The 26,416-nt window shown below is 69.8% G+C and carries 24 protein-coding genes and 1 pseudogene; 15 read left to right on the top strand and 10 right to left on the bottom strand.

The annotated features are described in order from the left end of the window. Positions 1–180: 180 nt before the first annotated feature. The 5 genes from ACZ6JY_RS03260 to ACZ6JY_RS03240 all read right to left on the bottom strand — a co-directional run bounded on the left by ACZ6JY_RS03260 (position 181) and on the right by ACZ6JY_RS03240 (position 3,948). Positions 181–1,326, bottom strand: a complete 1,146-nt coding sequence (locus ACZ6JY_RS03260; protein ID WP_469191674.1) for a DUF475 domain-containing protein — start codon at positions 1,324–1,326, stop codon at positions 181–183. 64 nt (positions 1,327–1,390) lie between these two features. Beyond that, on the bottom strand, positions 1,391–1,966 hold the full coding sequence (locus ACZ6JY_RS03255) for a TerD family protein (RefSeq protein WP_469191672.1): 576 nt from the start codon (positions 1,964–1,966) through the stop codon (positions 1,391–1,393). Positions 1,967–2,097: 131 nt separating this feature from the next. Then, positions 2,098–2,673 (bottom strand): TerD family protein, encoded by a 576-nt coding sequence (locus ACZ6JY_RS03250; protein WP_062781869.1) that lies wholly within the window; start codon positions 2,671–2,673, stop codon positions 2,098–2,100. Positions 2,674–2,785: 112 nt separating this feature from the next. Further along, a complete protein-coding gene (locus ACZ6JY_RS03245; protein ID WP_447037177.1) occupies positions 2,786–3,244 on the bottom strand; it encodes a peroxiredoxin in 459 nt (152 codons plus the stop codon). Positions 3,245–3,516: 272 nt separating this feature from the next. Beyond that, positions 3,517–3,948: a DUF3052 domain-containing protein gene (locus ACZ6JY_RS03240; RefSeq protein ID WP_447037180.1), complete on the bottom strand. Its 432-nt coding sequence runs from the start codon at positions 3,946–3,948 to the stop codon at positions 3,517–3,519. Positions 3,949–4,327: 379 nt separating this feature from the next. Between ACZ6JY_RS03240 and aceE the strand changes: the two genes are divergently transcribed. Continuing rightward, positions 4,328–7,060, top strand: a complete 2,733-nt coding sequence (gene aceE, locus ACZ6JY_RS03235) for a pyruvate dehydrogenase (acetyl-transferring), homodimeric type (RefSeq protein ID WP_469191669.1) — start codon at positions 4,328–4,330, stop codon at positions 7,058–7,060. Positions 7,061–7,303: 243 nt separating this feature from the next. On the opposite strand, the pseudogene ACZ6JY_RS03230 reads toward aceE, so the two are convergent. After that, positions 7,304–7,528: pseudogene (locus tag ACZ6JY_RS03230) on the bottom strand (peptidase inhibitor family I36 protein); the annotation flags it as partial. 81 nt (positions 7,529–7,609) lie between these two features. Between ACZ6JY_RS03230 and ACZ6JY_RS03225 the strand changes: the two are divergent. Beyond that, entirely contained in the window at positions 7,610–7,753 is a 144-nt protein-coding gene (locus ACZ6JY_RS03225) for a hypothetical protein (protein ID WP_469191667.1), read from the top strand. A 268-nt stretch (positions 7,754–8,021) separates the two neighbouring features. Here the strand turns inward: ACZ6JY_RS03225 and ACZ6JY_RS03220 are convergent, their stop codons facing one another. Further along, on the bottom strand, positions 8,022–9,632 hold the full coding sequence (locus ACZ6JY_RS03220; RefSeq protein ID WP_469191665.1) for an MFS transporter: 1,611 nt from the start codon (positions 9,630–9,632) through the stop codon (positions 8,022–8,024). 115 nt (positions 9,633–9,747) lie between these two features. Here ACZ6JY_RS03220 and ACZ6JY_RS03215 point away from each other — a divergent pair, with 115 nt between their 5' ends. The 7 genes from ACZ6JY_RS03215 to ACZ6JY_RS03185 all read left to right on the top strand — a co-directional run bounded on the left by ACZ6JY_RS03215 (position 9,748) and on the right by ACZ6JY_RS03185 (position 17,510). After that, positions 9,748–10,383 carry a TetR/AcrR family transcriptional regulator gene (locus ACZ6JY_RS03215; RefSeq protein ID WP_469191663.1) on the top strand — a complete coding sequence of 212 codons (636 nt, stop codon included), beginning with the start codon at positions 9,748–9,750 and terminating at the stop codon, positions 10,381–10,383. A 177-nt stretch (positions 10,384–10,560) separates the two neighbouring features. Further along, positions 10,561–11,772 carry an alpha/beta hydrolase gene (locus ACZ6JY_RS03210; RefSeq protein ID WP_469191661.1) on the top strand — a complete coding sequence of 404 codons (1,212 nt, stop codon included), beginning with the start codon at positions 10,561–10,563 and terminating at the stop codon, positions 11,770–11,772. Positions 11,773–11,847: 75 nt separating this feature from the next. Further along, positions 11,848–12,723, top strand: a complete 876-nt coding sequence (locus ACZ6JY_RS03205) for a DUF4429 domain-containing protein (RefSeq protein ID WP_469191659.1) — start codon at positions 11,848–11,850, stop codon at positions 12,721–12,723. Positions 12,724–12,838: 115 nt separating this feature from the next. After that, complete coding sequence (locus ACZ6JY_RS03200) at positions 12,839–14,206, top strand: sensor histidine kinase (RefSeq protein WP_469191657.1); 1,368 nt, start codon at positions 12,839–12,841, stop codon at positions 14,204–14,206. After that, positions 14,203–14,874 (top strand): response regulator, encoded by a 672-nt coding sequence (locus ACZ6JY_RS03195; protein WP_469191655.1) that lies wholly within the window; start codon positions 14,203–14,205, stop codon positions 14,872–14,874. The genes ACZ6JY_RS03200 and ACZ6JY_RS03195 overlap by 4 nt, the downstream gene beginning before the upstream one ends. Before the next feature lie 156 nt (positions 14,875–15,030). Continuing rightward, the gene (locus tag ACZ6JY_RS03190; RefSeq protein WP_469191653.1) at positions 15,031–16,206 is read left to right on the top strand and encodes an alpha/beta hydrolase; all 1,176 of its coding nucleotides are present in this window, start codon (positions 15,031–15,033) and stop codon (positions 16,204–16,206) included. Continuing rightward, entirely contained in the window at positions 16,203–17,510 is a 1,308-nt protein-coding gene (locus ACZ6JY_RS03185) for an acyltransferase family protein (protein WP_469191651.1), read from the top strand. Before ACZ6JY_RS03190 ends, ACZ6JY_RS03185 begins: the two co-directional genes overlap by 4 nt. Before the next feature lie 53 nt (positions 17,511–17,563). Here the strand turns inward: ACZ6JY_RS03185 and ACZ6JY_RS03180 are convergent, their stop codons facing one another. Continuing rightward, positions 17,564–18,577, bottom strand: coding sequence for an aldo/keto reductase (locus ACZ6JY_RS03180; RefSeq protein WP_469191649.1), 1,014 nt, complete (start codon positions 18,575–18,577; stop codon positions 17,564–17,566). A 6-nt stretch (positions 18,578–18,583) separates the two neighbouring features. Then, a complete protein-coding gene (locus tag ACZ6JY_RS03175; protein WP_469191647.1) occupies positions 18,584–19,054 on the bottom strand; it encodes a MerR family transcriptional regulator in 471 nt (156 codons plus the stop codon). 254 nt (positions 19,055–19,308) lie between these two features. On the opposite strand from ACZ6JY_RS03175, the gene ACZ6JY_RS03170 reads away from it, so the two are divergent. Then, positions 19,309–20,124: a serine hydrolase domain-containing protein gene (locus ACZ6JY_RS03170; protein ID WP_469191645.1), complete on the top strand. Its 816-nt coding sequence runs from the start codon at positions 19,309–19,311 to the stop codon at positions 20,122–20,124. A gap of 181 nt (positions 20,125–20,305) precedes the next feature. Here the strand turns inward: ACZ6JY_RS03170 and ACZ6JY_RS03165 are convergent, their stop codons facing one another. Next, entirely contained in the window at positions 20,306–20,971 is a 666-nt protein-coding gene (locus tag ACZ6JY_RS03165; protein ID WP_469191643.1) for a pirin family protein, read from the bottom strand. Positions 20,972–21,459: 488 nt separating this feature from the next. Between ACZ6JY_RS03165 and ACZ6JY_RS03160 the strand changes: the two genes are divergently transcribed. The 5 genes from ACZ6JY_RS03160 to fabF all read left to right on the top strand — a co-directional run bounded on the left by ACZ6JY_RS03160 (position 21,460) and on the right by fabF (position 26,375). Further along, positions 21,460–22,659 carry a PucR family transcriptional regulator gene (locus tag ACZ6JY_RS03160; RefSeq protein WP_469191931.1) on the top strand — a complete coding sequence of 400 codons (1,200 nt, stop codon included), beginning with the start codon at positions 21,460–21,462 and terminating at the stop codon, positions 22,657–22,659. A 95-nt stretch (positions 22,660–22,754) separates the two neighbouring features. Continuing rightward, complete coding sequence (locus tag ACZ6JY_RS03155; protein ID WP_469191641.1) at positions 22,755–23,666, top strand: ACP S-malonyltransferase; 912 nt, start codon at positions 22,755–22,757, stop codon at positions 23,664–23,666. 28 nt (positions 23,667–23,694) lie between these two features. Beyond that, the gene (locus ACZ6JY_RS03150; RefSeq protein ID WP_469191639.1) at positions 23,695–24,696 is read left to right on the top strand and encodes a beta-ketoacyl-ACP synthase 3; all 1,002 of its coding nucleotides are present in this window, start codon (positions 23,695–23,697) and stop codon (positions 24,694–24,696) included. Positions 24,697–24,793: 97 nt separating this feature from the next. Then, positions 24,794–25,042 (top strand): acyl carrier protein, encoded by a 249-nt coding sequence (locus ACZ6JY_RS03145; RefSeq protein ID WP_030777934.1) that lies wholly within the window; start codon positions 24,794–24,796, stop codon positions 25,040–25,042. Between the two features lie 70 nt (positions 25,043–25,112). After that, the gene (gene fabF / locus ACZ6JY_RS03140) at positions 25,113–26,375 is read left to right on the top strand and encodes a beta-ketoacyl-ACP synthase II (RefSeq protein WP_469191637.1); all 1,263 of its coding nucleotides are present in this window, start codon (positions 25,113–25,115) and stop codon (positions 26,373–26,375) included. The last annotated feature ends 41 nt before the right edge of the window (positions 26,376–26,416 follow it).

The following is a 26,416-nucleotide window of genomic DNA, read 5'->3' as shown; positions in this document are numbered from 1 at the left end:
TCACGAGCTCCGTCACAGAAGACACCGCCCCCCCCTGTTCCTGGTTTTTCGCGGGAGGGTGGGGGTAGAGCGGAGAGGCCCTTCCTTTTCCCCCCGCCCCGCTCAGAGCGTTCCTCGCCCTGACTGTCGTCACACTCCGGAGCACGGAATCGGACAGCTCGGCGAGGGATTCGGTCAGCGTCAGACGCCGGACGACACCTCGGTCTTCTCCCCTGCTCCGGCTGCCCCTTCGGCCGCCGCCAACCTGCGGTTGCGGAGAACGGAGGAGATGAAGGACCAGGCGATCAGGATGACACCGACGGAACCGGTGATGACCTCGTGGATCTCGTACTGGATGGTGATCAGGAGGATCACGGCGAGGGCGCCGATGGCGTAGTGCGCGCCGTGCTCCAGGTAGACGTAGTCGTCGAGGGTGCCCTGGCGGACCAGGTAGACCGTGAGCGACCGGACGTACATGGCGCCGATGCCGAGGCCGAGCGCCATCAGGACGATGTCGTTCGTGACCGCGAAGGCGCCGATGACGCCGTCGAAGGAGAAGGACGCGTCGAGGACCTCAAGATAGAGGAACATGAAGAACGCGGCCTTGCCCGCCATCACGACGGCAGGAACCTTCTTGCCGGCCTTGACGGCCTCTTCCTCGGCCTCGTGCTCCCGCTCCTCCTCCTCTTCGAGTTTGTTCTCGAAGTATCCGGAGAGGCCGCCGACGATCAGATACGTGATGAGGCCGGCGATCCCGGAGATGAGGACCGTCTGCGCCTTGTCCACATGAGCGCCGCCGTGCTGGTGGGCGTGGGTGGCGAAGGTCATCGCGGTGACCATGAGCACGATCAGCGCGATGCAGACCGACAGCATGTCGACCTTGCCGAGCTTGGCGAGCGGACGCTCGATCCAGCCGAGCCACTTGATGTCCCGGTCCTCGAAGATGAAGTCGAGGAAGATCATCAACAGGAACATGCCACCGAAGGCGGCGATCGACGGGTGGGCGTCGGTGACCAGCTGCTGATACTGGTCCTTGTCGTTGAGGGCGAGGCGGACCGCCTCGATCGGGCCGGTCTTCGCACTGATGGCGACGATCACGACCGGGAAGACCAGGCGCATGCCGAAGACCGCGATCAGCACGCCGATGGTGAGGAAGATCTTCTGCCAGAAGGCACTCATCTTCTTCAGGATTCCGGCGTTGACCACCGCGTTGTCGAAGGACAGCGAGATCTCGAGGATGGACAGGATTGCCACGATGCCGAAACCTGTCCACCCCCCATAAAGCACCGCGGCCACCAGGCCGAGCGCGGTGACCGCGAACGACCAGCCGAAGGTTTTCAGAAGCACTGGCTACCCAATCGTGTGTGTACGGGCTCCCGTATAGCGGTCTCCCCCGCGCCGGTCCCCTGCTTTACGAAACGTTGACCCCGAAGTCTAGAGCGATGCCTCGCAGACCCGACGCGTACCCCTGCCCGACTGCACGGAACTTCCACTCGCCGCCATACCTGTACACCTCGCCGAAAATCATCGCGGTCTCCGTCGAGGCGTCCTCGCTCAGGTCGTAACGCGCCAGTTCCTGGCCGTCCGCCTGGTTCACCACCCGGATGAAAGCGTTGCTGACCTGGCCGAACGTCTGCCCGCGATTGTCCGCCTCATGAATCGAGACAGGGAAGATGATCTTGTCGCAGTTCACCGGAACCTTGGAGAGGTCGATCAGGACCGACTCGTCGTCGCCGTCACCCTCACCGGTGAGGTTGTCGCCGGTGTGCTCGACGGAGCCGTCCGGACTCTTCAGGTTGTTGTAGAAGATGAACCACTCGTCACCGAGGACCCGGCCCGCGTCGCACAGCAGCGCGCTGGCGTCGAGGTCGAAGGGGGCGCCGGTGGTGGAGCGCGCGTCCCAGCCGAGGCCGACGAGGATTCTGGTGAGATTCGGTGCGGCCTTGGAGAGGGAGACATTGCCTCCCTTGGCGAGTGTGACGCCCATGCTGCTGGTCCTCCCCGGTTCGAACAGGAACACGTGTCCTCATGGTGACGGGGCACGTGGTGGCGAGCACGTCCGGCGCCGCACTCGTCTGGGTGCGGCGCCGGACGACCTGGGTGAAGGGCGGGCTCGGCTCAGACGTTGACGCCGAAGTCCTGCGCGATGCCGCGCAGACCCGAGGCGTAACCCTGGCCGACCGCGCGGAACTTCCACTCGGCGCCGTGGCGGTACAGCTCGCCGAAGACCATGGCGGTCTCCGTCGAGGCGTCCTCGGAGAGGTCGTACCGCGCGATCTCGGCGCCGCCCGCCTGGTTCACGACGCGGATGAACGCGTTGCGGACCTGGCCGAACGACTGCTGGCGGGTCTCGGCGTCGTAGATCGAGACCGGGAAGACGATCTTCTCGACGTCGGCGGGGACCGCCGCGAGATCGACCTTGATCGCCTCGTCGTCGCCCTCGCCCTCACCGGTGGTGTTGTCACCGGTGTGCTCGACGGAGCCGTCGGGGCTCTTCAGGTTGTTGAAGAACACGAAGTTCTGGTCACTGCTGACCTTGCCCTCCGCGTTCGTCAGGATGGCGCTGGCGTCCAGGTCGAAGTCCGTACCGGTGGTGGTACGGACGTCCCAGCCGAGGCCGACCAGAACCGCGGTCAGGCCAGGCGCCTCCTTGCTCAGCGATACGTTGCCGCCCTTGCTGAGACTGACTCCCACGGGTCCTCCCAATTGGTGTCCAGGGGCGGGGAGCCCCAAGCGTTGCGTGTCATCGGATCAACGTGTGGATCCTAGTGACCGGTTCCCGGCCGCGAGCGAAAACGAGGCTTGCTCAGAGCGTTTCGAGCGCCTTGACGTACTCGTTCAGGTCACGGGCGTCGGGCAGTCCGTTGACGACACTCCACCGCACGACGCCCTCCTTGTCGATGACGAAGGTGCCGCGCACCGCGCAGCCCTTCTCCTCGTCGAAGACGCCGTAGGCCCGGCTGACCTCGCCGTGCGGCCAGAAGTCGGAGACCAGCGGGTACTCCAGGCCCTCCTGCTCGGCGAAGACGCGCAGGGTGTGGATGGAGTCGTTGGAGACGGCGATGAGCTGGGTGTCGTCGTTGACGAACTTCGGCAGCTCGTCACGGAGCGCGCAGAGCTCGCCGGTGCAGACGCCGGTGAACGCGAACGGGTAGAAGAGCAGCACCACGTTCTTCTCGCCGCGGAAGTCGGCGAGCCTCACGGTACGGCCGTGGTTGTCCTTGAGCTCGAATTCCGGGGCCTTGGTGCCGACCTCGATCGCCATGAGTACGCATCCCTTCGACGGAGCCCCTCGGCCGGGGCTGTTCGGGTGATACCACCCTACGTGCGCCGATCTTCGCCCATGCGGGGCGGTGGTCCGCGGTCCTTGTGAGGCGCTATGCGGCGCTATGAGGCGTTGGGAGGTGTTGGGAGGTGTCCACGCGCGCGTGAGGCCCTCACCGACGGAGTCATCGGTGAGGGCCTCACGGTGTCATCTGGTGGGATCGTCGCAGCTCGGCGCGATCCTGGAAGGCGCGCGGCTCGGCGCGAGCGTGGTCAGCGCTTCTTGGCCGCCGCCTTCGGCGTGACCAGGCGGGTGCCGCTCCAGTCCTTGCCGGCGTTCGTGCTCTTCGTCTGGGACAGGCCCGCGGTGGTGGCGGCCTCACCGATGTCGCTCGGCTCGACGTAACCGTCGCGGCCGGTCTTCGGAGTCAGCAGCAGAATCTGGCCGCCCTCCTCCATGTACGCGATGGCATCCACCAGCGCATCAGTCAGGTCCCCGTCGTCCTTACGGAACCAGAGCACCACGGCGTCAGCCACGTCGTCGTAGTCCTCGTCGACGAGCTCTGTGCCCGTGGCCTGCTCGATGGCCTCGCGGAGCTCCTGGTCGACGTCGTCGTCGTAGCCGATCTCCTGGACCACCTGGTCGGGCTGGAAACCAAGCCTTACGGCAAGGTTCGTCTCCGCGTGGTCCGCGGTCGCGCTCACGGATTGCCTCCTGATCATGTTTTTCGGAAATGCCTTCAGCCACGCGCGTGCGCGGGGCGTTGGCCGTAGTCCACACGGGCGGGGCGGATCGCGCAAGTACCCGGCCGCCGAGACCGCCGAAACGGTGACGTTCCCCGTCGTGTCGCCGCAACTGCCGCCTCATCCGTACGAGACCGAACGGCTCAGCGAAGCGGCTAGGCAGGATGGGCGTATCGTTGCGATTTGGTCGAGCCTACCGCAGGGTCGCCGGTTCAACGTCTCGGTTACCTACTCGGTTACCTATCGGTAGAGATGACGTCCGCGTTCGTCGGGTACACGATGGACAGCGGTGCAAGGCCAGGCAGAACCCAGGCGAGAGCCCCAACAGCGAAGGAACAGCGTGGCTTCCGGATCCGATCGCAACCCGATCATCATTGGCGGCCTGCCCAGCCAGGTCCCGGACTTCGATCCCGAAGAGACCCAGGAGTGGCTTGACTCGCTTGATGCCGCGGTCGACGAACGCGGACGTGAGCGGGCCCGCTACCTGATGCTCCGGCTCATCGAACGCGCACGCGAGAAGCGTGTGGCGGTTCCCGAGATGCGCAGCACGGACTACGTCAACACGATCGCCACCAAGGACGAGCCCTTCTTCCCCGGCAACGAGGAGATCGAGCGCAAGGTCCTGAACGCGACCCGCTGGAACGCCGCGGTCATGGTGTCGCGGGCCCAGCGCCCCGGCATCGGCGTCGGCGGCCACATCGCGACGTTCGCCTCCTCCGCTTCTCTCTACGACGTGGGCTTCAACCACTTCTTCCGCGGCAAGGACGAGGGCGACGGCGGCGACCAGATCTTCTTCCAGGGGCACGCCTCCCCCGGCATCTACGCCCGCGCCTTCCTCCTCGACCGGCTCTCCGAACAGCAGCTCGACGCGTTCCGTCAGGAGAAGTCCAAGGCACCGCACGGCCTGTCGTCGTACCCGCACCCGCGCCTCATGCCGGACTTCTGGGAGTTCCCGACGGTCTCCATGGGCCTCGGCCCGCTCGGCGCGATCTTCCAGGCCCGGATGAACCGCTACATGGAGGCCCGCGGCATCGCCGACACCTCCAAGTCGCACGTCTGGGCCTACCTCGGCGACGGCGAGATGGACGAGCCCGAGTCCCTCGGCCAGCTCTCCATCGCCGCCCGTGAGGGCCTGGACAACCTCACCTTCGTCGTCAACTGCAACCTCCAGCGGCTCGACGGCCCGGTGCGCGGCAACGGGAAGATCATCCAGGAGCTGGAGTCGCAGTTCCGCGGCGCCGGCTGGAACGTCATCAAACTCGTCTGGGACCGCAGCTGGGACCCGCTGCTCGCCCAGGACCGCGACGGCATCCTGGTCAACCGGCTGAACACCACCCCCGACGGACAGTTCCAGACGTACGCGACCGAGACCGGCGCCTACATCCGCGAGCACTTCTTCGGCGACGACCAGCGGCTGCGCGCCATGGTCGAGAACATGTCCGACGAGCAGATCCTGCACCTCGGCCGCGGCGGCCACGACCACAAGAAGGTCTACGCGGCCTACGCGGCGGCCAAGGCCCACAAGGGCCAGCCGACGGTGATCCTCGCCCAGACGGTCAAGGGCTGGACCCTCGGCCCGAACTTCGAGGGCCGCAACGCCACGCACCAGATGAAGAAGCTGACGGCCGCCGACCTCAAGGGCTTCCGCGACCGTCTGCACATCCCGATCCCGGACAAGCAGCTGGAGGACGGCGCCCCTCCGTACTACCACCCCGGCCGGGACTCGGAAGAGATCCAGTACATGCACGACCGCCGCAAGAGCCTCGGCGGCTACGTCCCGACCCGCGTGGTGCGCGCCAAGCCCCTGCGCCTCCCCGAGGACAAGACGTACGCGGTCGCGAAGAAGGGTTCGGGCCAGCAGTCGATCGCCACCACCATGGCGTTCGTCCGCATCCTGAAGGAACTCATGCGGGACAAGGAAATCGGCAAGCGTTTCGTGCTGATCGCTCCCGACGAGTACCGCACCTTCGGCATGGACGCCTTCTTCCCGAGCGCGAAGATCTACAACCCGCTCGGCCAGCAGTACGAAGCCGTGGACCGCGAACTGCTCCTCGCCTACAAGGAGTCCCCGACGGGCCAGATGCTGCACGACGGCATCTCCGAAGCCGGCTGCACCTCCTCTCTGATCGCCGCGGGTTCGGCCTATGCCACCCACGGCGAACCGCTCATTCCCGTGTACGTCTTCTACTCGATGTTCGGTTTCCAGCGCACCGGCGACCAGTTCTGGCAGATGGCCGACCAGCTCGCCCGCGGCTTCGTCCTCGGTGCGACGGCCGGCCGCACCACCCTGACCGGCGAGGGCCTGCAGCACGCGGACGGCCACTCACAGCTGCTCGCCTCGACCAACCCCGGCTGCGTCGCCTACGACCCGGCGTTCGGCTACGAGATCGCCCATATCGTCCAGGACGGCCTGCGCCGGATGTACGGCCCCGACAGCGAGGACGTCTTCTACTACCTCACCGTCTACAACGAGCCCATCCAGCACCCGGCCGAGCCGGCGGACGTGGACGTCGACGGCATCCTCAAGGGCATCTACCGCTTCAAGCCCGGCGAGCAGGGCGCCATTCCCGCGCAGATCCTGGCGTCCGGCGTCGCCGTGCCGTGGGCGGTCGAGGCCCAGCAGATCCTGGCATCGGAGTGGAACGTCAAGGCGGACGTCTGGTCGGCGACCTCCTGGAACGAGCTGCGCCGCGAGGCCGTGGACGTGGAGCGCCACAACTTCCTGCACCCGGAGGAGGAGCAGCGCGTCCCGTACGTGACACGGAAGCTCTCCGGTGCCGAGGGCCCGTTCGTGGCCGTCTCCGACTGGATGCGGAGCGTCCCCGACCAGATCGCCCGCTGGGTGCCCGGCACGTACCAGTCGCTCGGCGCGGACGGCTTCGGCTTCGCCGACACGCGCGGCGCTGCCCGCCGTTTCTTCCACATCGACGCCCAGTCGATCGTGGTCGGTGTGCTGACCGAACTGGCCCGTGACGGCAAGCTCGACCGCTCCGTACTGAAGCAGGCGATCGACCGCTACCAGCTCCTCGACGTCGCGGCGGCCGACCCGGGCGCGGCGGGCGGCGACGCGTAGTCATTTCCTGGCCGGAGGGTGACGGGCGTTGGGCCCGTCGCCCTCCGGCGTTCTCAGGACGGGCCGGTCGTGGTGGTCGCCCCGGCCGCCGTCTCGAGCGTCGCGCGGTCCGGCCCGCTCCGAGGCCACGTCCGGTCTCGTGAGCGAGGGTGCACGCGCGTGTTCTGTCCGAAGCCCGTCATCATCGTTCCTCGCGTCGGCCGACATCGGCCGGTTCGGGCTCTGTGTGCCGAGTACCCGCATTCAGCTCTCCCAGACTTTGAAGGCCCGGACGCGGTAAGGGGAGTCGGGAACCCAGGTGCCGCCACCCGGGTAGGTGTCGAACTCGCCCGTCTCCGCGCACTCCGTGGACTGGTAGGTGGTGACCGGTCGGCCGGTGCGGTTGGCCAGGGCCTGGGCGCCGCTCCCCGCCGGCAGCGCGATGCAGCTCTCGATGTCGATGTCGGCCAACTCGTATGTCTTCCGGGTCCCTTCGAATCCCGCCTTCTCCCAGAGGCAGAGCTCGCCTGCTCCGCAGTCCCGGAGCGTGGGTGGGGCCGGGCCAGGGCCGTGGCCGCCGCCACGGTGCTCGCGGGCGTCAGGATCACCGCGGCGAGTGCGGCGGCGGTGAGAGTGGCGGTGGCGAGAGTGGCAGTGGCGGTGGCGGTGGCGGGAATGGTCGTACGCATCTTCTTCAACCCCCGTGTGGAGTAGCTCGGTTGTCCCACTGTGGTGTGGGACGGGTCTGCCACCGTGGGTGGCTCGGTCGTCCGCGGCGTGCGGATCGCCTGCCTGAACTGTGGACCGGCCGAGCGGGGCTTCGGAAGGGCTTTAAGGGGTGCGTCACCCTGATACATGAAAGCCCCCCAGGTTTTCCCTGAGGGGCTTTCCCTGACATCCGCAGTCAGACGGCTCTCGAGGTCCGCCGGAATGCTGTGGAGGTCTGCCAGATGCTGTGGAGGTCTGCCGGATGGCGGCCGGGCTAGATGTGGCCCACGCCCGCACCGGCCTCCGCGTTGGCGCCGCGCTTGGTGAGGAACGCGACGAAGACCGCGACGACCGCGACGCCGGTGGCTACCAGACAGGCCAGGCCCATGCCCGACATGAAGGTGTCGTGCGCGACCGAGGTGATCTGCTCGACGACCGACGGCGGCGCCTTCGGCGGCACCGGTGCCAGGCCGACCTGGACGGCCTCGGCGGCCTTGTCGAGGTCGGTCTCACTGAGCGGCGGGAGCTTCGCGTCGGCCCAGTTGCCTGCCAGGTCGCTGTCGACCTTGGAGGCCATGACGGCACCGAGGACGGCCGTGCCGAGGCTGCCGCCGATCTGCATCGCGGCCTGCTGGAGGCCGCCGGCCACGCCGGAGAGCTCCATCGGCGCGTTGCCCACGATGACCTCGGTCGCGCCGACCATGACCGGGGCGAGGCCGAGGCCGAGGAGCGCGAACCAGAGCGACATCAGACCGCTGCCGGTGCCTGCCTCCAGCGTGGACATGCCGAACATGGCGATGGCCGTGAGCGCCATGCCGCCGGCCAGCGGGATGCGCGGGCCCACCTTGGTGATCATGGCTCCGGCCAGCGGCGAGCCCACGATCATCATGCAGGTGAGCGGCAGCAGGTGCAGACCGCTGTCGACGGGGCTCATGCCATGCACGTTCTGCAAGTAGAAGGTGACGAAGAAGAGGCCGCCCATGAAGGCGATGGCCATGAGCACCATCAGGACCACACCGGCGGAGAGCGCCACCGAGCGGAACAGGGCGAGCGGGATGAGCGGTTCCTTGACCTTCGACTCCCACACCGCGAAGAGCACGAAGCTCAGCACGGCCACACCGATGAACGTCCAGGTGAGGCCGTCGCCCCAGCCCCACTCGGGCGCCTTGATGAGCGCCCAGACCAGGCAGAACATGGCAGCCGAGAGCAGCACGATGCCCAGGACGTCGAAGGACTTGGGGGCGTTCTCGGCCCGGTGGTCCTTGAGGATGACCAGGCCGAGCACCAGGGCGAGGACGCCGACCGGCACGTTGATGAAGAAGACGGACTGCCAGCTGACGTGCTGGACCAGGAGACCGCCGAGGATCGGGCCGCCCGCCGTGGAGGCGCCGATCACCATGCCCCAGATGCCGATGGCCATGTTGAGCTTCTCGGCCGGGAAGGAGGCGCGCAGCAGACCGAGCGCCGCGGGCATCAGCAGGGCGCCGAACAGGCCCTGGAGCACGCGGAAGGTGACCACCAGGGCGATGCTGTCGGAGAGGCCGATGGCGGCTGATGCGGCGGCGAAGCCGACCACGCCTATCAGGAAGGTCTGGCGGTGGCCGAAGCGGTCACCCAGCTTGCCCGCGGTGATCAGCGCGACGGCGAGCGCCAGGAAGTAGCCATTGGTGATCCACTGGACCTCCGCGAAGGTGGCGCCGAGGTCCTTCTGGATGGCCGGGTTGGCGATCGCCACGATGGTGCCGTCCAGGGCGACCATCATCACGCCGATGGCGACGGAGAAGAGCGTCAGCCAGGGGTGGCCGCGGAGCCCCTTGGCCGGGGTCGGAGCGGACGCGGGCTCCGGCGCCTTGTCCGCCTGTTCGACGGTGGTCTGACTAGTCATATGACGAGATTAGTGACAGCGACTGACAGTTGACAAACCAATTCACTAGTCGGTAACTGTCACGTGGCTCACAGGTAGGCTGAGCCGCGCAAAGAGGCGAAACGAGGACCAAGGTGTGAACTCCGGACCGGGACTGCGGGAGCGCAAGAAACAGCGCACCCGGAACGCGCTCCTGCGCGCGGCGCTCGAACTCTTCACCACCAAGGGGTACGAGGAGACCACCGTCGACGAGATCGCCGAGGCGGTCGACGTGTCCCAGCGCACGTTCTTCCGGTACTTCGCGAACAAGCAGGAAGCCGTTTTCGCCGTCCAGGAGATGGTCGAGGCGCGATTCGTCGAGGCACTGCGTGAGCGCCCCGCCCACGAAGCTCCCCTTGTGGCGCTGCGCGAGGCCGTGCTGGGCGCCTGGGAGGCGATGGGGCAGTCGATCGAGGAGGTCGTCCCCGTCGAGCTGCACATGAGCACGTACCAGATGATCGAGTCGACGCCCTCCCTGCTCGCCGTCCACCTGCGCCACTCCATCGAGACCGAGGACGAGGTCGCCCGCGTCATCGCCGAGCGCGAGGGGCTGGACATGGAGACCGATCCGCGACCGCGGGTGGCGGTGGCGGCGTTCAGCGGTGTGATGCGCGTGACCGGCAGGCTGTGGGGCGCGGGCGAGGACACCAGCCTGGAGTCGATCCGCCGGCTCACCGGGGAGTATCTCGATCACCTGGGCCCCGCGCTGGCCGAGAACTGGCACTCCCGGTAGCGGTCGCAGCCGTCCGCACGGGCGCTCGAACCCCCAGGGGGAGCCTCCGAAGTCGCGCACGGAGCGTGAGCAAGCGAGGTCGCAGTGCGCCCGCTATGCCTCGATTAGGCACCTGGAAACGTGATCTGTCTCACGCGATGCACGGTATGCGTCACGATTCTCCTAGGGTGTTCCGCAGTGACTTCCTTCGACTCCTCACCCCAACTCAACGCCTGGCGCGCTCTCCTTGCGCTCGCGGTCGTGTTCGTCATGCTGGCGACGACGGGCTGGACCGCGGTGCGCAAAAACAGAGGCGGCTCATCGCCTCTGGAAGCAGCGGTCACCGCGTGGGAGCACGGGAACATCGACGGGCGCGCCCTGCCCGACGCCGACGCTCCCGTCTCCCGGCTCAACCACTTCTTCGCCTCGCTCGACAAGCGGCAGCGGTACCGGCTCGCCGCGCGTTACCCCTTGGCGGTCGGCAACATGAACGGCGCGCCCGTACAACTGCGATATCGCGCCAACCGCATCGCACTGGGGCAGGCCCGCGAGGTGGAGCGGGACCGCATGCACGACAAACGCCTTTCCCCGCTGGGGAAGCAGGAGGCCGAGCGCCGCATGAAGCGGTTCGGCGTCATGATGCACCCGGAGCGCCAGGTCTTCGCCTTCGACCCCATGGGCTCCGGCCGCATGGCGGAAGTCTTCGGAGACCTCGACAAGGCCCGCCGCGTCTCCGTTGTGGTGCCCGGCGTCGACACCAATGTGCTGACCTTCGAGCGGACCTTCCGCAAGTACTCGGCACCGGTGGGGATGGCCAAGGCGCTCTACCGCGCGGAGCACACGGCGAGCCCACGCGCGCGTACCGCCGTGATCGCCTGGGCCGACTACACCGCGCCTGTCGGCATCGGCGTGGACGCGGCCACGGCCATGCGTGCCGAGAGCGGGGCCGTGCGCCTGGACTCGATGGTGCGTGGCCTGCCCGGCCGCTCCCCGGTCGCGCTGTACTGCCACAGCTACGGCTCCGTGGTGTGCGGTGTGGCCGCGCGGACCCTGCCCGCGCGGGTGACGGACATCGCGGTCGCGGGCAGCCCCGGCATGCGGGCCGACAAGGTCTCGGAGCTGGGCACTGAGGCCCGGATCTGGGCCGCACGGGACAGCGACGACTGGATTCAGGATGTGCCGTACATGGAGGTCGGCGGGATCGGCCACGGCGCCGACCCGGTGTCGGGCGGTTTCGGGGCGCGGGTGCTGTCCGCCGCCGGCGCGAAGGGTCACACCGGCTACTTCGAGCCGGGCACGGAGAGCCTGCGCAATTTCGCCGAGATCGGCACCGGAACATATGACGGTGTCCGGTGCGCGAGTCGGGACGACGCCTGCCGGGAAGGCATTTCCGGCGCGGCAGCGGCCTGACGCGCGTAGAAATCGATGGAACAGCGGGCCGCCACAGGAGGGACGGAGGCGCGCGTGCCGCCTACGATGAGCCGCATGGGTGACGTACTGGCCGGATTTCATGCCGCCTGGGAGTTCGGGTCCGACTCCGTGCTCATCCGCTTCGAACGGGGAATCCGCACACCGAAGCTCTTCCAGGCGCTCGGTGAACGGCGTATCCCGTATGAGGCGATCGCGGCGGTGACTCTCTCCCCCGGCAAACGCGGGACCGTGGTCCTGCATGCCGTGCCGAGACCGGGCGCCGATCCACTGATGGAAGCCGCGGCCGGCCAGCTCAAGGACGGCTGCGACCCCTACCGCCTCGTGCTGCCCGCCGAGCGGGAGACGCTGGCCGAGTACTACGCGGACGAGCTGCGGGCCCAGCTCCGGCCCGACGACGGCGAGCCCGTCGACCGCTATCTGGTGGCCGCGCCCGAAGCGCCGCAACAGTTCAAGGCGTACGACGGGAAGGCGTCCTTCGACGGCAAGCAGGTCTCCTTCCGGTGGTTCTGGACGGGCGCCTCGTCGGCGAAGTGGAAGGCAGGCGACCAGAGCTTCGCCGTCTCCGACCTGACCGGCATCGAATGGCGCTCTCCCGAGCTCTTCGAGGGACACCTGCGGCTGCTGCCCCGGGACGCCTCGGCGGTGCGGCCCGGTCAGGCCGACCAGGACCCGGCGGCCGTCGTCTTCGGCCTCGGCTACGGCCCGGTCCACGAGTCGCTGCCGTTCGCGGCCTCGGTCCTCGCGGCGGTACGGACGTCCGGCCCCGCCCTGCCGCCCGACGGCGTCGGCGCCACCACGGCGGCCGTGACCCGGCGCGACCCGGCGGACATCGCGGACCGCATCCGCCACCTCGGCGAGCTGCACCAGGCAGGCCTGCTCACGGACCAGGAGTTCACGGCGAAGAAGGCCGAGCTGCTGGCGGAGCTGTGATCCGCGCGGCCACGAGTGCCGGCTGCGGAGCCGCGGTGATACCGGGGTATGAGGTGCGGTCCAGCCCCCTGGTATGACGGCACGAGGAGGGCGGGACGCCTACGCTGATCGGGCCATGAACAGCGCATCCTCGACACCTCACGACCAGAGGCCCCGCCGTCCCGCCCCGGAGCCGGACAGCCGCGGGACCGGTGTCCGACGTGCGGCGGCCGCGGTCTTCGACGGTCTGCGGACCGCGGGAGTCTCGCTCTCGACACCGGCCGTATCGACCGAGCCGCTGCTCGCCGACGCCCCCAAGCGCTGGGTGCGGCTGCTGCCCCAGGTGATCGCGTTCGGCTTCGTCGTCGTCCTGATCCCGGTCACCGTGCAGGTGCTGACGAACGACTACGGCGTGGGCGGCGGTCTTGCGGGGGCCCTGGCCGTGGCGCAGTCCGCCCCGCTGCTCCTCGCGATGACCCGGCCGCTCCCGGCCTGGTGGATCGTGATCACGGCCGACATCATCGGTGCGATCGTCACGATGTCCGCCGACGCCGGGCGCCCGGCCCCCTGGACCCCCGCGATCGTCGTGGGATACGTGGTCCTGTGCTGCGCGCTGTCCCTGCGTGAGAGCCGCCGCACGCTCCTTGGCATCTGGATGGTCACGGTCGTGTCCGGGCTGGTGCTCGGTGCGTTCAGCGGCGAGGGGAGCCAGGACACCGGCGTGCTGCTGATCGTGCTGAGCGGATCCGTGCTGCTGCTCGGCACGCTGCTGCGCGAGCGCGGCGACGCCCGGCGCCGACTCGTCGAGCAGGAGACCATCAGCGAGGCGGAGCGCGCCCAGCGCACGCTTCTGGAGGAACGTGCGCGCATCGCCCGCGAGTTGCACGACGTCGTCGCCCACCACATGTCGGTGATCACGGTCCAGGCCGACTCCGCGCCCTACCGGCTCGACGGTCTCCCCGAAGCGGCCCGCGAGGAGTTCGGCAGCATAGCGGCGAGCGCCCGCGAGTCCCTCACCGAGATGCGGCGGCTGCTCGCGGTGCTGCGCAGCGAGGGCGCGAACGGCGAGCGGTCGCCACAGCCCGGCCTCGACCGGTTGCCGCACCTGGTCGAGGCCACAGTGCGAGCCGGCATACCGATCGACATGTCACGCCCCGAGCTCGCGATCCTGACGCACCTGGCCGACGTGTCCCCGGCCGTGGACCTGTCCGCCTACCGGATCGTGCAGGAAGCCCTGTCGAACGTGATGCGCCACGCGCCGGGCGCCCGCACCAGGATCACGGTCAGTTTGGACGACCAGTACCTACTGGTCCTCGTCGTCAACGGCCCCTCCGGCGAGCCGCCCGCCCCACTGGAGGGCAGCGGTACGGGCCATGGGCTCGTCGGCATGCGCGAGCGCGTACGGTTGGTCGGCGGCACGGTCGACGCCGGGCCACTGCCCGACGGCGGCTTCCGCGTCGCCGCCCGGCTCCCCCTCCTCCCGAAGGGCTCCGGCACCGCATGACCATCCGCGTGATCATCGTCGACGACCAGAACATGGTGCGCGCGGGATTCGCCGCCCTGCTGGCCGCGCAGAGCGACATCGACGTCGTGGGCGAGGCGGCGAACGGCCAGAAGGGCATCGAGGTCAGCCGAAGCACCCACCCCGACGTGGTCCTGATGGACGTCCGCATGCCGGAGCTCGACGGACTCAGCGCCGCCCGCGCCCTGTTGGACCCGCCGCCGGGAGTGGTGCACGTGCCCAAAGTGCTCATGCTGACCACCTTCGACGTCGACGACTACGTGTACGAGGCGCTGCGCGCCGGAGCCTCCGGATTCCTCCTCAAGGACGCGCCGCCCGCCGACCTGATCTCTGCCGTACGCGTGGTGGCGTCCGGCGAGGCGCTGCTCGCCCCGTCGGTGACCCGGCGCCTGATCGCGGACTTCGCCAAGCAGCGACCCGCTCCACGCGAGTCGCTGCGGCTCAACGGTCTGACACCGCGTGAGACCGAGGTACTGGTGCTGATCGCACGCGGCCTCTCCAACCAGCAGATCGCCGAGCGCCTGGTGCTGGCCGAGCAGACGGTGAAGACCCACATCGGCCGTGTCCTCAACAAGCTGGGCCTGCGGGACCGCGCCCAGGCTGTGATCTTCGCCTATGAATCGGGCCTGGTCACGCCCGGCGAGCAGTAGCCCACCCCCTACTGAGGTAGCACTACCGGGCACCATCGAATACTCCGGTATCACCCGCGAGTTGGCTCCCCGGTGTGACGTGCCGCCGGTCACCGTCTCCCTACCTTTCGCAGCGTCAGGCCACTGGCGCCACGAAAACGGGGAGGGAGACCGGCCATGCGGCTTCGGTCATGGAAAGCTCGGAGCAAGAGGGCACTGGTCGCCGTCGCGCTGACGACGACAGCGGTGACAGGCACGGCGGGCTGGGCCCTCGGCAACGAACAGCAGCCGCTCACAGGCCCGCCTCCAGGCACGAGTTCGTGGCGCGCGGACCATTCCTGGGGTTCCCGGCTCCCGGACCCCGCGAGCACATCCCCCGCTCGGGTCGCCGCGTTCTTCGCCTCGTTGAGTGCCGCGCAGCGCGAGCAACTGGCGGCACGGCACCCGTCGGTGGTGGGCAACCTGGACGGGGCCCCCATAGCCCTTCGGTACAAGGCCAACACCCTCTCGCTCCAAGCCGAGCGAGCGCGCGAGCGGTCCCGCTCCACTGACCCCGACCTCACCGCGCAGGACCACGAACGCGCACGCGCATCGGTGGTCCGATACGACGAGTTGCTCACTCCCGGGCGGCAGATACTGGCCTTCGACCCGCGCGGGCGGGGCCAGATCGCCGAGGTGTACGGGGACTTGGCGGGCGCACGGCATGTCTCCGTCGTGGTGCCGGGCTCCGACATCGACCTGAACACCTTCGACCGCGCCAAGGACGAGTACGGCACGCCCGCGGGGATGGCCCGCTCACTGCACGCGGCGGCCGGTGACCGCACTGCCGTGGTGGCCTGGGTGGGGTACACCACCCCCGTCGGCCTCGGTCCCGACGCGGCCACGGGCCGGCTCGCCGAAGCAGGCGCACCCCGCCTGGCGCGCTTCACCCAGGGCCTGACAGCGGCAGGCACCCCCCGGCCCGCCCTCTTCTGCCACAGCTATGGCTCGGTGGTCTGCGGCCTCGCCGCGCCCCGGCTGCCCGCGAGGGACCTGGTGGTGCTCGGCTCCCCCGGTATGCGAGCGGACAGCGTGGCCGATCTGCACACCGGGGCCCGCGTCTGGGCGGCCAAGGACGACAGCGACTGGATCGGCAAGGTGCCGAACGTCGAACTGCTCGGCCTCGGCCACGGCGAGGACCCGACCGCCCCCGGCTTCGGCGCCCGGCGCGTCCCCGCCGAGCGAGCGAAGGGCCACACCGGCTACTTCGCCCCTGGCACCGACTCACTGCGGGCCTTCGCCCGCATCGCCGACCGAGACGACTCCGCCATTGAGGCCCCCATCAGCACGCGAAGCATCGGAGCACGGACATGAGCCTTCCCGTTCTCAGCGAACAGCGCGGACAGCGCGGACAGCGCGCACTGTCCGGCCTGCGTGACCTGCCGGGACTGCGTGACCTGCCGGGACTGCGTCGTCTGCACCGAGCCGCGGCCGCCATCGACGCCAAGACCCCCGCCCATCGCGACCGGGCCATCGACGGGCTGCGCGCCCTCGCACTCCTCGCCGTGCCGACAGGGCACTGGCTCCTGGGTGGATTCACCCTCGACTCCGGGGGCGCTCTGCACAACGCGAGCCCACTGTCCTCATTCGGCTTCTTCGCACCGCTCAGCTGGGTGCTGCAGATGCTCGGCATCTTCTTCCTCGTGGGCGGCCACGCCTCCGCGCTGTCCTACCGGCGGGCGGTCGCGCGCGGGGAGTCGACCGGTGGCTGGCTGCGGGGACGTGTGGCCCGGCTTGGCCGGCCGGTGCTCGGGGTGACGGCGGTCTGGGCCGCGCTGATCCCCGTGCTGCACACGGCAGGAGTGCCGGGCACGACCCTGCGCACCGCGTCCACGCTGGTCATTCAGCCCCTGTGGTTCGTGGGCGTCTACACAGTGATCACGGCTCTCACGCCTTGGTGCATACGCGCCACGAAGCGGCTGGGGGCCTGGGCCGCGCTGCCCCTGCTCGGCTCGGTCGCCCTCGTCGACTTCCTGCGCTACGGCCCGTTCGCGGACTCCATGCCCTCCTGGCTGAACCTGCTCAATCTGCTGCCGGGCTGGATGTTCGCCTACCAACTGGGCGTCGCCTGGGGTGTGAAGAGGCTGGGCAGGCGGGGCGCCTGGCTGCTGCTCCTCGGCGGCACCGCTCTCTTCGCCGCGCTGCTGCTCGCCTTCGGCTACCCCACGTCGATGGTCGGTGTCCCCGGAGAGGCCCGCACGAACTCTCATCCCCCGTCGCTGCTGGTCCTCGCCCTGGCCGCGGCGCAGAGCGGCGCCGCGATCCTGCTGCGGGACCGCATCGGCGGGCTGCTGCGCCGGCCCGCCCTGTGGGCGCCGGTCGTCGTGATCAACCTTTCGGCGATGACCATCCTGTGCTGGCACCAGACGGCGCTGCTCGCGGCGGCTGTGCCTGGCTCGTTCCTGGGGGCGGTACCGGGGCTGACCACGGGCCCCGATTCCTTCGGCTGGATAGCGGCGCGGGTGGCCTGGCTGCCGGTGCTCGCGGCACTGCTTGTACTGATAGGCCGGTACGCCCGCGGCTTCGAGGCCCCCTGGCAGCGGGCATCCCGCACCCGCCGTGCGCTGGCGGGCCTCCTGGCGGCCGGCTTCGCGGTCTTCGCGCTGGGACTGACGTGAGCACCGGGCGTGACGTGAGCGGGGCGAATCCGCGGAGCTCGGCAGCGCGGCCGTTACTCGCGGCCCGCCGAGGTGAAGCTCATGTCGGCGTAGCGGTTGCCCGAGACGCCGGCGGCGATCGGGGCCAGCAGGACGAGTTCGTCTTCGGTGAGGGTGATGCGGGTGGCCGCCGTGTTCTCCTCGACGCGGGTGCGCTTGCGAGTGCCGGGGATCGGGATGACCGGCAGACCGTGGACCGCGCTCTGCTGCTGGACCCAGGCAAGGGCGACCTGGCCGAGGCTCGCGCCGTGGGCATCGGCGACCGTGCGGACGGGGGCGAGCAGGGCGGCGTTGGCGGCGGCGTTGTCACCGGTGAAGCGGGGGTGCTGGCGGCGGAAGTCGTCCTTGTCCAGCTCCTTGTCGGCGTGGACGAAGGCGCCGGTGAGGAAGCCGCGGCCGAGCGGGGAGTAGGGGACGAGGGCCACGCCGAGGTCGGCGGCGGCGGGGACCACACCCTTCTCGATGTCACGACTGAAGAGCGACCACTCCGACTGAACGGCGGCGATGGGATGGACGGCATGGGCGGCACGCAGTTCGGGCCCTGTGACCTCGCTGAGGCCGAGGTGCTTGACCTTGCCCGCGGTGACGAGCTCGGCCATCACGCCGACCGTCTCCTCGATGGGGGCCTGTGGGTCGCGGCGGTGCATGTAATAGAGGTCGATGACGTCCGTGCCCAGGCGGCGCAGGCTGGCGTCGACGCTGGCGCGGATGTAGTCGGGGGAGTTGTCGATGCGCCGCTTGGTCGGCTCGGCCGGGTCGATGGCCAGGGCGAACTTGGTGGCGAGGACTATCTCGTCGCGGTGCGCCTTGAGGAAGGGGGCGAGGAACTTCTCGTTCTCACCCATGCCGTAGACATCGGCGGTGTCGTAGAAGGTGATGCCCAGTTCGAGGGCACGGTCGAGGGTGGCGCGGGCCTCGTCGGCGTCGGTGGGGCCATAGGCGAAGCTCATGCCCATGCAGCCGAGGCCCTGGACGCCCACCTCGGGGCCGTCGTTGCCGAGCCGTGCCTTCGCGATGTTCTGCGTCATCAGTGTTCAGGGCCTCTCCGACGCCTTGCGGGCGCCCGCGTAAGAATCGATCTTGTGGTCGAGGACGGCGAGGGTGTCCTGCAGCTCGGCAATGCGGGTGCGCACATCGCGCCGGGTCTGCTCCAGGAGGTCATGGCGCTCGGTGAAGGTGTGCTGGCCTTCGCGGACGAGTTCGGCGTAGCGGACCATGTCGGCGACGGGCATGCCGGTGAGCCGGAGCTTGCCGACGAAGGCGAGCCAGTCCAGGTCGCGGTTGCGGTAGCGGCGCTGCCCCGTGTGGGAACGGTCGATGTGCGGCATCAGGCCGATCCGCTCGTACCAGCGCAGGGTGTACGCGGTCAGGCCGGTGAAGGCGGCGACCTCGCTGATCGTGTAGTGGTCCTGGCCGATCGGACGCGGGTGTCCGGGCTCCGGGGCACAACTGTGGGCTTTGGCCCCAGTGGGGGGTGGTGCGGGCGTGGTCTCCATCACCGTCATGGCCCTCACGCTAGAACGTTGGAGTGCACTCCAAGCAAGCGGATTCGGAGGAAAAGGCGGGACGTCTCGTCCCTCGGTCGTCCGACGGTCGTCCGATCGTCCGTAGGCCAGTCGTCGGCCGGCCAGTCATCGGCCGGGCGGCTTCGCCCGGGTCGACGCCGGGTCTTCGTCCGGGGCGACGTCCGGTCGTACGGGATCCACCCGAGATCCACCCGGCAGCACCCGGGACCCGGCGAGGAATTAGGCTCGGGCGCATGCAGAGCCTGGCGTTGATCGAGAACTGGCCGGTCCCCACCGCTGCCGCCGCCGTCGTACGCGCGGACGGGACGGTGGCCGGGGCGCACGGACCGACCGACCGGCGGTTCGCCCTCGCCTCGGTCACGAAGCCGCTCGCGGCCTATGCGGCGCTCGTGGCGTACGAGGAAGGCGCGGTGGAGCTGGACGAGCCCGCGGGGCCCGAGGGGTCGACGGTACGGCACCTGCTCGCGCACACCAGCGGCCTTGCCTTCGACGAGCACCGGGTGACGTCGGCGCCGGGGGTGCGGCGGCTGTACTCCAACGCCGGGTTCGAGGTCCTCGGTGATCACATCGCCAAGGCGACGGACATCCCCTTCGGGGAGTATCTGCGCCAGGCGGTGCTCGAACCGCTGGGGATGACGGCCACCTCGCTCGAGGGGGACGGCTCGCCGGCGAAGGACGGCGTCTCGACCGTGGACGACCTGGTGCGGTTCGCGGCCGAGGTGCAGGCGCCGCGGCTGCTCGACGCGCGGACGGTGGCGGCGGCGATGACGGTGACGTATCCGGGGCTGAAGGGTGTGCTGCCGGGGTACGGACACCAGAATCCCAACGACTGGGGTCTCGGGTTCGAGATCCGGGACTCCAAGTCGCCGCACTGGACGGGGGGTACGTCGTCGCCGCGGACGTTCGGGCACTTCGGGCAGGCAGGGACGTTCCTGTGGGTCGATCCCGATGCCGGGGCCGCCTGCGTGGCGCTGACCGATCGCCCCTTCGGGCCGTGGGCCGCAGAGGTCTGGCCCCCGTTCACCGACGCGGTGCTCGCGGAACTCTGACGCGGGGCCCCTGGGTGACCGGGCCCTCTCGGGGAGACCGGCCGCTGGGGTACCCAGGTCCCTGGAGGTACCCCCAGGCCCCCGGGGAGTACCCCGGGCCTCTGGGGGTGCCCCAGACCTCTGGGATTGGCCGAACCCCCGCGCTTGATCGGCAGCTGCGTCCGCCCCCGCGGGGCCGTGCTCAGCTGCCGGTCATTTCCCAGACCAGCAGCTCCGCCGCCCCGCCGCCCGTGGCTGCCGCCGCGAGGTCCGTCTCCGATGTGACCCGGGCCGAGTCCCCCGGGGCCAGCAGTTCCTGGCCGAGGCCGGCCTCGCCGCGGAGCATGTGGACGTAGAGGTGCGGTGCGTTCGGGAGGGCGGCTCGTTCGCCGGGGGCGAGTCTCCGTACGTGGAGCAGTGCGCCCGCGCCGGGGACCGCGTAGGGGGTCGAGTCGGCTATGCCGCGCACGACCTCGTAGGACGGGTCGCCGCCGGGGGTGAGGGGGGCCAGCCACATCTGGACGAAGACGAGAGGGGCGTCGCCGTCGTTGCGCTCCACGTGGCGGACGCCGCCCGCGGCGGAGAGGTGCTGGACGTCGCCGGGGCGGACCAGGGAGGCGTGGCCCGTCGAGTCGCGGTGGGTGAGCTCGCCCTCGATGACCCAGGTCACGATCTCCGTGTGGCTGTGGGGGTGTTCGTCGAAGCCGGCGCCGGGTGCCAGACGCTCTTCGTTGCAGGCGAGGATCGCGCCGAAGCGGAGGTTGTCGGGGGCGTAGTGGGGCCCGAAGGAGAAGGCGTGCAGGGACTCGATTCCGGCCGCCGGCTCCCCGCCGCGGTACCGGTCGCCGGAGCGCCGTACTTCAATCACCTTCCTTACGTTAGCCGCGAAGTGGCCCACGGCTGCCCCGAACCCAGCCGCCGGGCACGCCCACCGCCGCCCCGAACCCAACCGCCGAGCCCCACCGGCCCGGCCCACCCCAGCCACACGCCCCGCCCCAAACCAGGCCCCGCGATGACAACCCCCGGCACCGAAACCGACCGCCGGGCACGCCCACGGCTGCCCCGAAGCCGCCCGCCGGGCCCGCCCACCGCCGCCCCGCATCCAGCCTCCGAGCCCCACCGGCCCAGCCCACCCCAGCCACACGCCCCGCCCCGCCCCGCCCGAACCCGGCCGCCGGGACCGCAACCTCCAACCCCACCCCCAAGCCGTCCCCAAGCCGCGCCCCAACCCCACCCAAACCCCCACCCCCGCACACCCCCGCCCCGATAAGGCAGTCTTGTCCCGTGCCCGAACCCTCAGCGAACGAAGCCCAGCCGGAGTCCCCGCGAGGCGTGCCGCCGGAGTCCCCGCGAGGGGTGCCGCAGGAGTCCCAGCCGGGGGCCGGCCAGGACGGCCGGACCCCGCATGCCCATACCGCGACCCTGAAGCGCCTGGAGAAGTCGTCCGGGAGTCTCGCGGCGCAGGCCATCGCGCGCATGGACGAGACGCTGTCCTGGTACCGGGCGATGCCGCCGGAGAACCGCTCCTGGATCGGCCTGGTGGCGCAGGCCGGTATCGCCGCGTTCACCGAGTGGTTCCGGCATCCGGACGCTCCCCAGGCCATCTCCACCGACGTCTTCGGCACCGCCCCCCGCGAGCTGACCAGGGCGATCACCCTGCGCCAGACGGTGGAGATGGTGCGTACGACGATCGAGGTGATGGAGTCGGCGATCGATGAGGTCGCCGCCCCGGGGGACGAGTCCATCCTCCGCGAGGCCCTCCTCGTCTACGCCCGTGAGATCGCCTTCGCCACCGCTCAGGTGTACGCGCAGGCCGCCGAGGCACGCGGTGCCTGGGACGCGCGCCTGGAGTCGCTCGTCGTCAACGCGGTGCTGTCCGGCGAGGCCGACGAGGGCGCGGTGAGCCGGGCCGCGGCGCTCGGCTGGAACTCCCCCGACCACGTCTGCGTGATCCTCGGCACCGCCCCCGACGGCGACAGCGAGCTGACCGTCGAGGCGATCCGCCGCGCCGCCCGGCACGCGAAGCTGCAAGTCCTCACCGGTGTCCTCGGCACCCGTCTCGTCGTCATCGCGGGCGGCAACGACAACCCGCTGGCCGTGGCCAAGGCGCTGATCGGCCCATATGCGGCGGGCCCCGTCGTGGCGGGCCCGATCGTCCCCGACCTGCTCGCCGCCACGCGTTCCGCGCAGGCCGCCGCCGCCGGGCTCAAGGCGTCCGCCGCCTGGCAGGACGCCCCGCGGCCCGTTCTCGCGGACGATCTGCTGCCCGAGCGCGCCATGGCGGGTGATCCGGCGGCCCGTGAGCAGTTGGTGGAGGAGATCTACAGACCGCTCGAGGAAGCGGGCTCCGCGCTTTTGGAGACGCTGAGTGTCTATCTGGAGCAGGCGAGCAGCCTCGAAGGCGCTGCCCGGATGCTTTTCGTCCACCCCAACACCGTGCGCTACCGGCTCCGACGTGTGACTGACGTCACCGGCTGGTCACCCTCGGATGTACGCTCCGCGTTCACGCTGCGGATCGCGCTGATCCTGGGGCGTCTGGCCGACAGGGATCACTAGTCCCAGCCGTTTGTCGGACCCCTACAATTCCGTCAGCCGTTCTTCGTCCCTGTCCCCACCGGCCAGTTACGCCGTCCACAAGAGAGAGTGTGAGAGTGCTCGTACTCGTCGCTCCCGGCCAAGGCGCTCAGACGCCCGGCTTCCTGACTCCCTGGCTCGACCTCCCCGGCGCCGCCGACCGTCTCGGCGCCTGGTCGGACGCCATCGGGCTCGACCTCGCCCACTACGGCACGCAGGGCGACGCGGACCAGATCCGCGACACCGCCGTGGCACAGCCGCTGCTCGTGGCCGCCGGGCTGCTCTCCGCCTCGGCACTGGGTGACATCGCGCCCGGCGCCGTCGCGGGACACAGCGTCGGCGAGATCACCGCCGCGGCGTACGCGGGTGTGCTCTCCGACGACGACGCCCTGCGTCTCGTGCGCAAGCGCGGCCTCGCCATGGCGGAGGCCGCCGCGGTCACGGAGACCGGCATGGCGGCGCTGCTCGGCGGTGACCCCGAGGTCACCACGGCGCACCTGGAGAAGCTCGGTCTGACGCCGGCGAACGTGAACGGCGCGGGCCAGATAGTGGCCGCGGGCACGAAGGAGCAGCTCGCCGCCCTGGAGGCCGACAAGCCCGAGGGTGTCCGCAAGGTCGTCGCCCTCAAGGTCGCGGGCGCCTTCCACACGCACCACATGGCCCCCGCCGTCTCGCAGCTCGAAGAGGCCGCACAGGGCGTGGCCACCGTCGACCCGAAGATCGTCTACGTCTCCAACCGTGACGGGAAGACCGTCGCCTCCGGTGCCGAAGTCATCTCCCGCCTGGTCGGTCAGGTCGCCAACCCGGTCCGCTGGGACCTGTGCATGGAGACGTTCAAGGAGCTGGGTGTCACGGCCGTCGTCGAGGTGTGCCCCGGCGGCCCCCTCACGGGTCTGGCCAAGCGCGCCCTGCCCGGCGTCAAGACGCTCGCGGTCAAGACCCCCGACGACCTCGAAGCGGCCCGCGCGCTCGTCGCCGAGCATTCCTGAGCCGACGACTGACAAGGAGCCGTAGCGCATGTCGAAGATCAAGCCCAGTCAGGGCGCCCCGTACGCGCGGATCATGGGCGTCGGCGGCTACCGGCCCACCCGTGTCGTGCCGAACGAGGTGATCCTGGAGACGATCGACTCGTCCGACGAGTGGATCCGTTCCCGCTCGGGCATCGCGACCCGGCACTGGGCCTCCGACGAGGAGACCGTGTCCGCGATGTCCGTCGAGGCGGCGGGCAAGGCGATCGCCGACGCGGGCATCACGCCCGAGCAGATCGGCGGCGTGATCGTCTCCACCGTCTCGCACTTCAAGCAGACCCCGGCGATCGCCACCGAGATCGCGGACAAGATCGGTGCGGGCAAGCCGGCCGCGTTCGACATCTCCGCGGGCTGCGCCGGATTCGGCTACGGGCTGACTCTCGCCAGGGGCATGGTCACCGACGGTTCCGCCGAGCATGTGCTGGTCATCGGCGTGGAGCGGCTGAGCGACCTCACCGATCTGAACGACCGCGCTACGGCTTTCCTCTTCGGCGACGGCGCCGGTGCCGTGATCGTCGGCCCCTCCAAGGAGCCGAAGATCGGCCCGACGGTCTGGGGCTCGGAGGGCGACAAGTCCGAGACGATCAAGCAGACGATCTCCTGGGAGGAGTACCGCGAGGGCTCCCCCGAGAAGTTCCCCGCCATCACGCAGGAGGGCCAGGCGGTGTTCCGCTGGGCCGTGTTCGAGATGGCGAAGGTCGCTCAGCAGGCGCTGGACGCGGCCGGAATTACCCCGGCCGATCTGGATGTCTTCATTCCGCACCAGGCCAACGAGCGGATCATCGACTCGATGGTGAAGACTCTGAAGCTGCCGGAGCACGTGACGGTCGCCCGTGACGTGCGCACCACCGGAAACACCTCGGCCGCCTCGATCCCGCTCGCAATGGAGCGGCTCCTGGCGACCGGCGAGGCGAAGAGCGGCGACACCGCGCTCGTCATCGGCTTCGGGGCGGGTCTCGTGTACGCCGCCACGGTCGTTACCCTCCCCTAGGCATCACGTCCGGATCATCCGATCCGTACGGCGTAACCAACCTGCCGCTGCCGCGGCGGGCGCCACACCCTCTGGATACATAAGAAGGAGCGCCAACATGGCCGCCACTCAGGAAGAGATCGTCGCCGGTCTCGCCGAGATCGTGAACGAGATCGCCGGCATCCCGGTCGAGGACGTCCAGCTGGACAAGTCCTTCACCGACGACCTGGACGTCGACTCGCTGTCCATGGTCGAGGTCGTCGTCGCCGCCGAAGAGCGCTTCGACGTCAAGATCCCGGACGACGACGTCAAGAACCTCAAGACGGTCGGCGACGCGACCAAGTACATCCTCGAGCACCAGAACTGACCGAGCTCGTGCTCAGTCGCCACCCGGCGGTGGCGCCGCTGATCCCCTCAACACCGTGGAGAATTTTCCTGTGAACTCGACCAATCGCACCGTGGTCGTCACCGGTATCGGCGCAACCACACCGCTGGGTGGCGACGCAGCGTCGACGTGGGAGGGCCTGCTCGCGGGCCGCTCCGGCGTCAGCGCTCTGGAGCAGGACTGGGCGACCGAGCTGCCCGTCCGTATCGCCGGTCAGATCGCCGTGGAGCCGGGCGAGATCCTTCCCCGGCCGCAGGCCCGCAAGCTGGACCGTTCGGCGCAGTTCGCGCTGATCGCGGCCAAGGAGGCCTGGGCGGACGCCGGCTACACCGCCAAGGCGGGCGAGGACGCCTCGGTGGACCCGCACCGTCTCGGCGCGGTCATCGCCTCCGGCATCGGCGGCGTGACCACCCTTCTGGACCAGTACGACGTGCTGAAGGAGAAGGGCGTACGCCGCGTCTCCCCGCACACCGTGCCGATGCTGATGCCCAACTCCCCGGCGGCCAACGTCGGCATCGAGCTGGGTGCCCACGCGGGCGTCCACACCCCGGTGTCGGCCTGCGCCTCGGGCGCCGAGGCCATCGGCTACGCGATCGAGATGATCCGCACCGGCCGTGCCGACGTCGTCGTCGCGGGCGGCACGGAGGCGGCGATCCACCCGCTGCCGATCGTCGCGTTCGGCAACATGATGGCGATGTCCAAGAGCAACGACGACCCGCAGGGCGCCTCGCGCCCCTACGACGCGGACCGCAACGGCTTCGTGCTCGGCGAGGGCGCCGGTGTGATCGTCCTTGAGTCCGAGGAGCACGCCAAGGCCCGCGGCGCGAAGATCTACGCGGAGGCCGTCGGCCAGGGCATCTCGGCCGACGCGCACCACATCACGCAGCCCGAGCCGTCCGGCAACGGCATCGCCGCGGCCCTGCAGAACCTGATCGACACCACCGACCTCAAGCCCGCCGAGATCGTGCACGTGAACGCGCACGCCACCTCGACGCCGCAGGGTGACGTCGCCGAGATCAAGGCGCTGCGCAAGGCGTTCGGTGACGACGTGGACCACATGGCGATCGCCAGCACCAAGTCGATGACCGGTCACCTGCTCGGCGGCGCGGGCGGCGTGGAGACCGTGGCCACGGTCCTCGCGCTGAAGAACCGCGTCGCCCCGCCGACGATCAACATCCAGAACCTCGACCCCGAGGTCGACGCGGACGTCATCCGCGACGAGGCCCGCGCGCTGCCCGAGGGCAGGATCGCGGCGCTGAACGACTCGTTCGGCTTCGGTGGTCACAACGTGGTCCTGGCGTTCAGGAGCGTGTGACCCCACTGACGAGCCCCCGTCTGACGAGCAAGGCCCGCCCG

It is taken from the genome of Streptomyces sp. NPDC046335 (genome assembly GCF_055587985.1).
Note: the sequence above shows the minus strand (reverse complement) of the source record. Positions and strands in the feature narration are given on the sequence as shown.

Excerpts from the sequence above, each read along its gene's own strand:
- ACZ6JY_RS03255 (WP_469191672.1), bottom strand. The coding sequence starts at position 1,966 with ATGGGCGTCACACTCGCCAAGGGAGGCAATGTCTCCCTCTCCAAGGCC.
- ACZ6JY_RS03245 (WP_447037177.1), bottom strand. The coding sequence starts at position 3,244 with ATGGCGATCGAGGTCGGCACCAAGGCCCCGGAATTCGAGCTCAAGGAC.
- ACZ6JY_RS03220 (WP_469191665.1), bottom strand. The coding sequence starts at position 9,632 with ATGACTAGTCAGACCACCGTCGAACAGGCGGACAAGGCGCCGGAGCCC.
- ACZ6JY_RS03205 (WP_469191659.1), top strand. The coding sequence starts at position 11,848 with ATGGGTGACGTACTGGCCGGATTTCATGCCGCCTGGGAGTTCGGGTCC.
- ACZ6JY_RS03200 (WP_469191657.1), top strand. The coding sequence starts at position 12,839 with ATGAACAGCGCATCCTCGACACCTCACGACCAGAGGCCCCGCCGTCCC.
- ACZ6JY_RS03195 (WP_469191655.1), top strand. The coding sequence starts at position 14,203 with ATGACCATCCGCGTGATCATCGTCGACGACCAGAACATGGTGCGCGCG.
- ACZ6JY_RS03190 (WP_469191653.1), top strand. The coding sequence starts at position 15,031 with ATGCGGCTTCGGTCATGGAAAGCTCGGAGCAAGAGGGCACTGGTCGCC.
- ACZ6JY_RS03185 (WP_469191651.1), top strand. The coding sequence starts at position 16,203 with ATGAGCCTTCCCGTTCTCAGCGAACAGCGCGGACAGCGCGGACAGCGC.
- ACZ6JY_RS03180 (WP_469191649.1), bottom strand. The coding sequence starts at position 18,577 with ATGACGCAGAACATCGCGAAGGCACGGCTCGGCAACGACGGCCCCGAG.
- ACZ6JY_RS03175 (WP_469191647.1), bottom strand. The coding sequence starts at position 19,054 with ATGACGGTGATGGAGACCACGCCCGCACCACCCCCCACTGGGGCCAAA.
- ACZ6JY_RS03170 (WP_469191645.1), top strand. The coding sequence starts at position 19,309 with ATGCAGAGCCTGGCGTTGATCGAGAACTGGCCGGTCCCCACCGCTGCC.
- ACZ6JY_RS03150 (WP_469191639.1), top strand. The coding sequence starts at position 23,695 with ATGTCGAAGATCAAGCCCAGTCAGGGCGCCCCGTACGCGCGGATCATG.
- ACZ6JY_RS03145 (WP_030777934.1), top strand. The coding sequence starts at position 24,794 with ATGGCCGCCACTCAGGAAGAGATCGTCGCCGGTCTCGCCGAGATCGTG.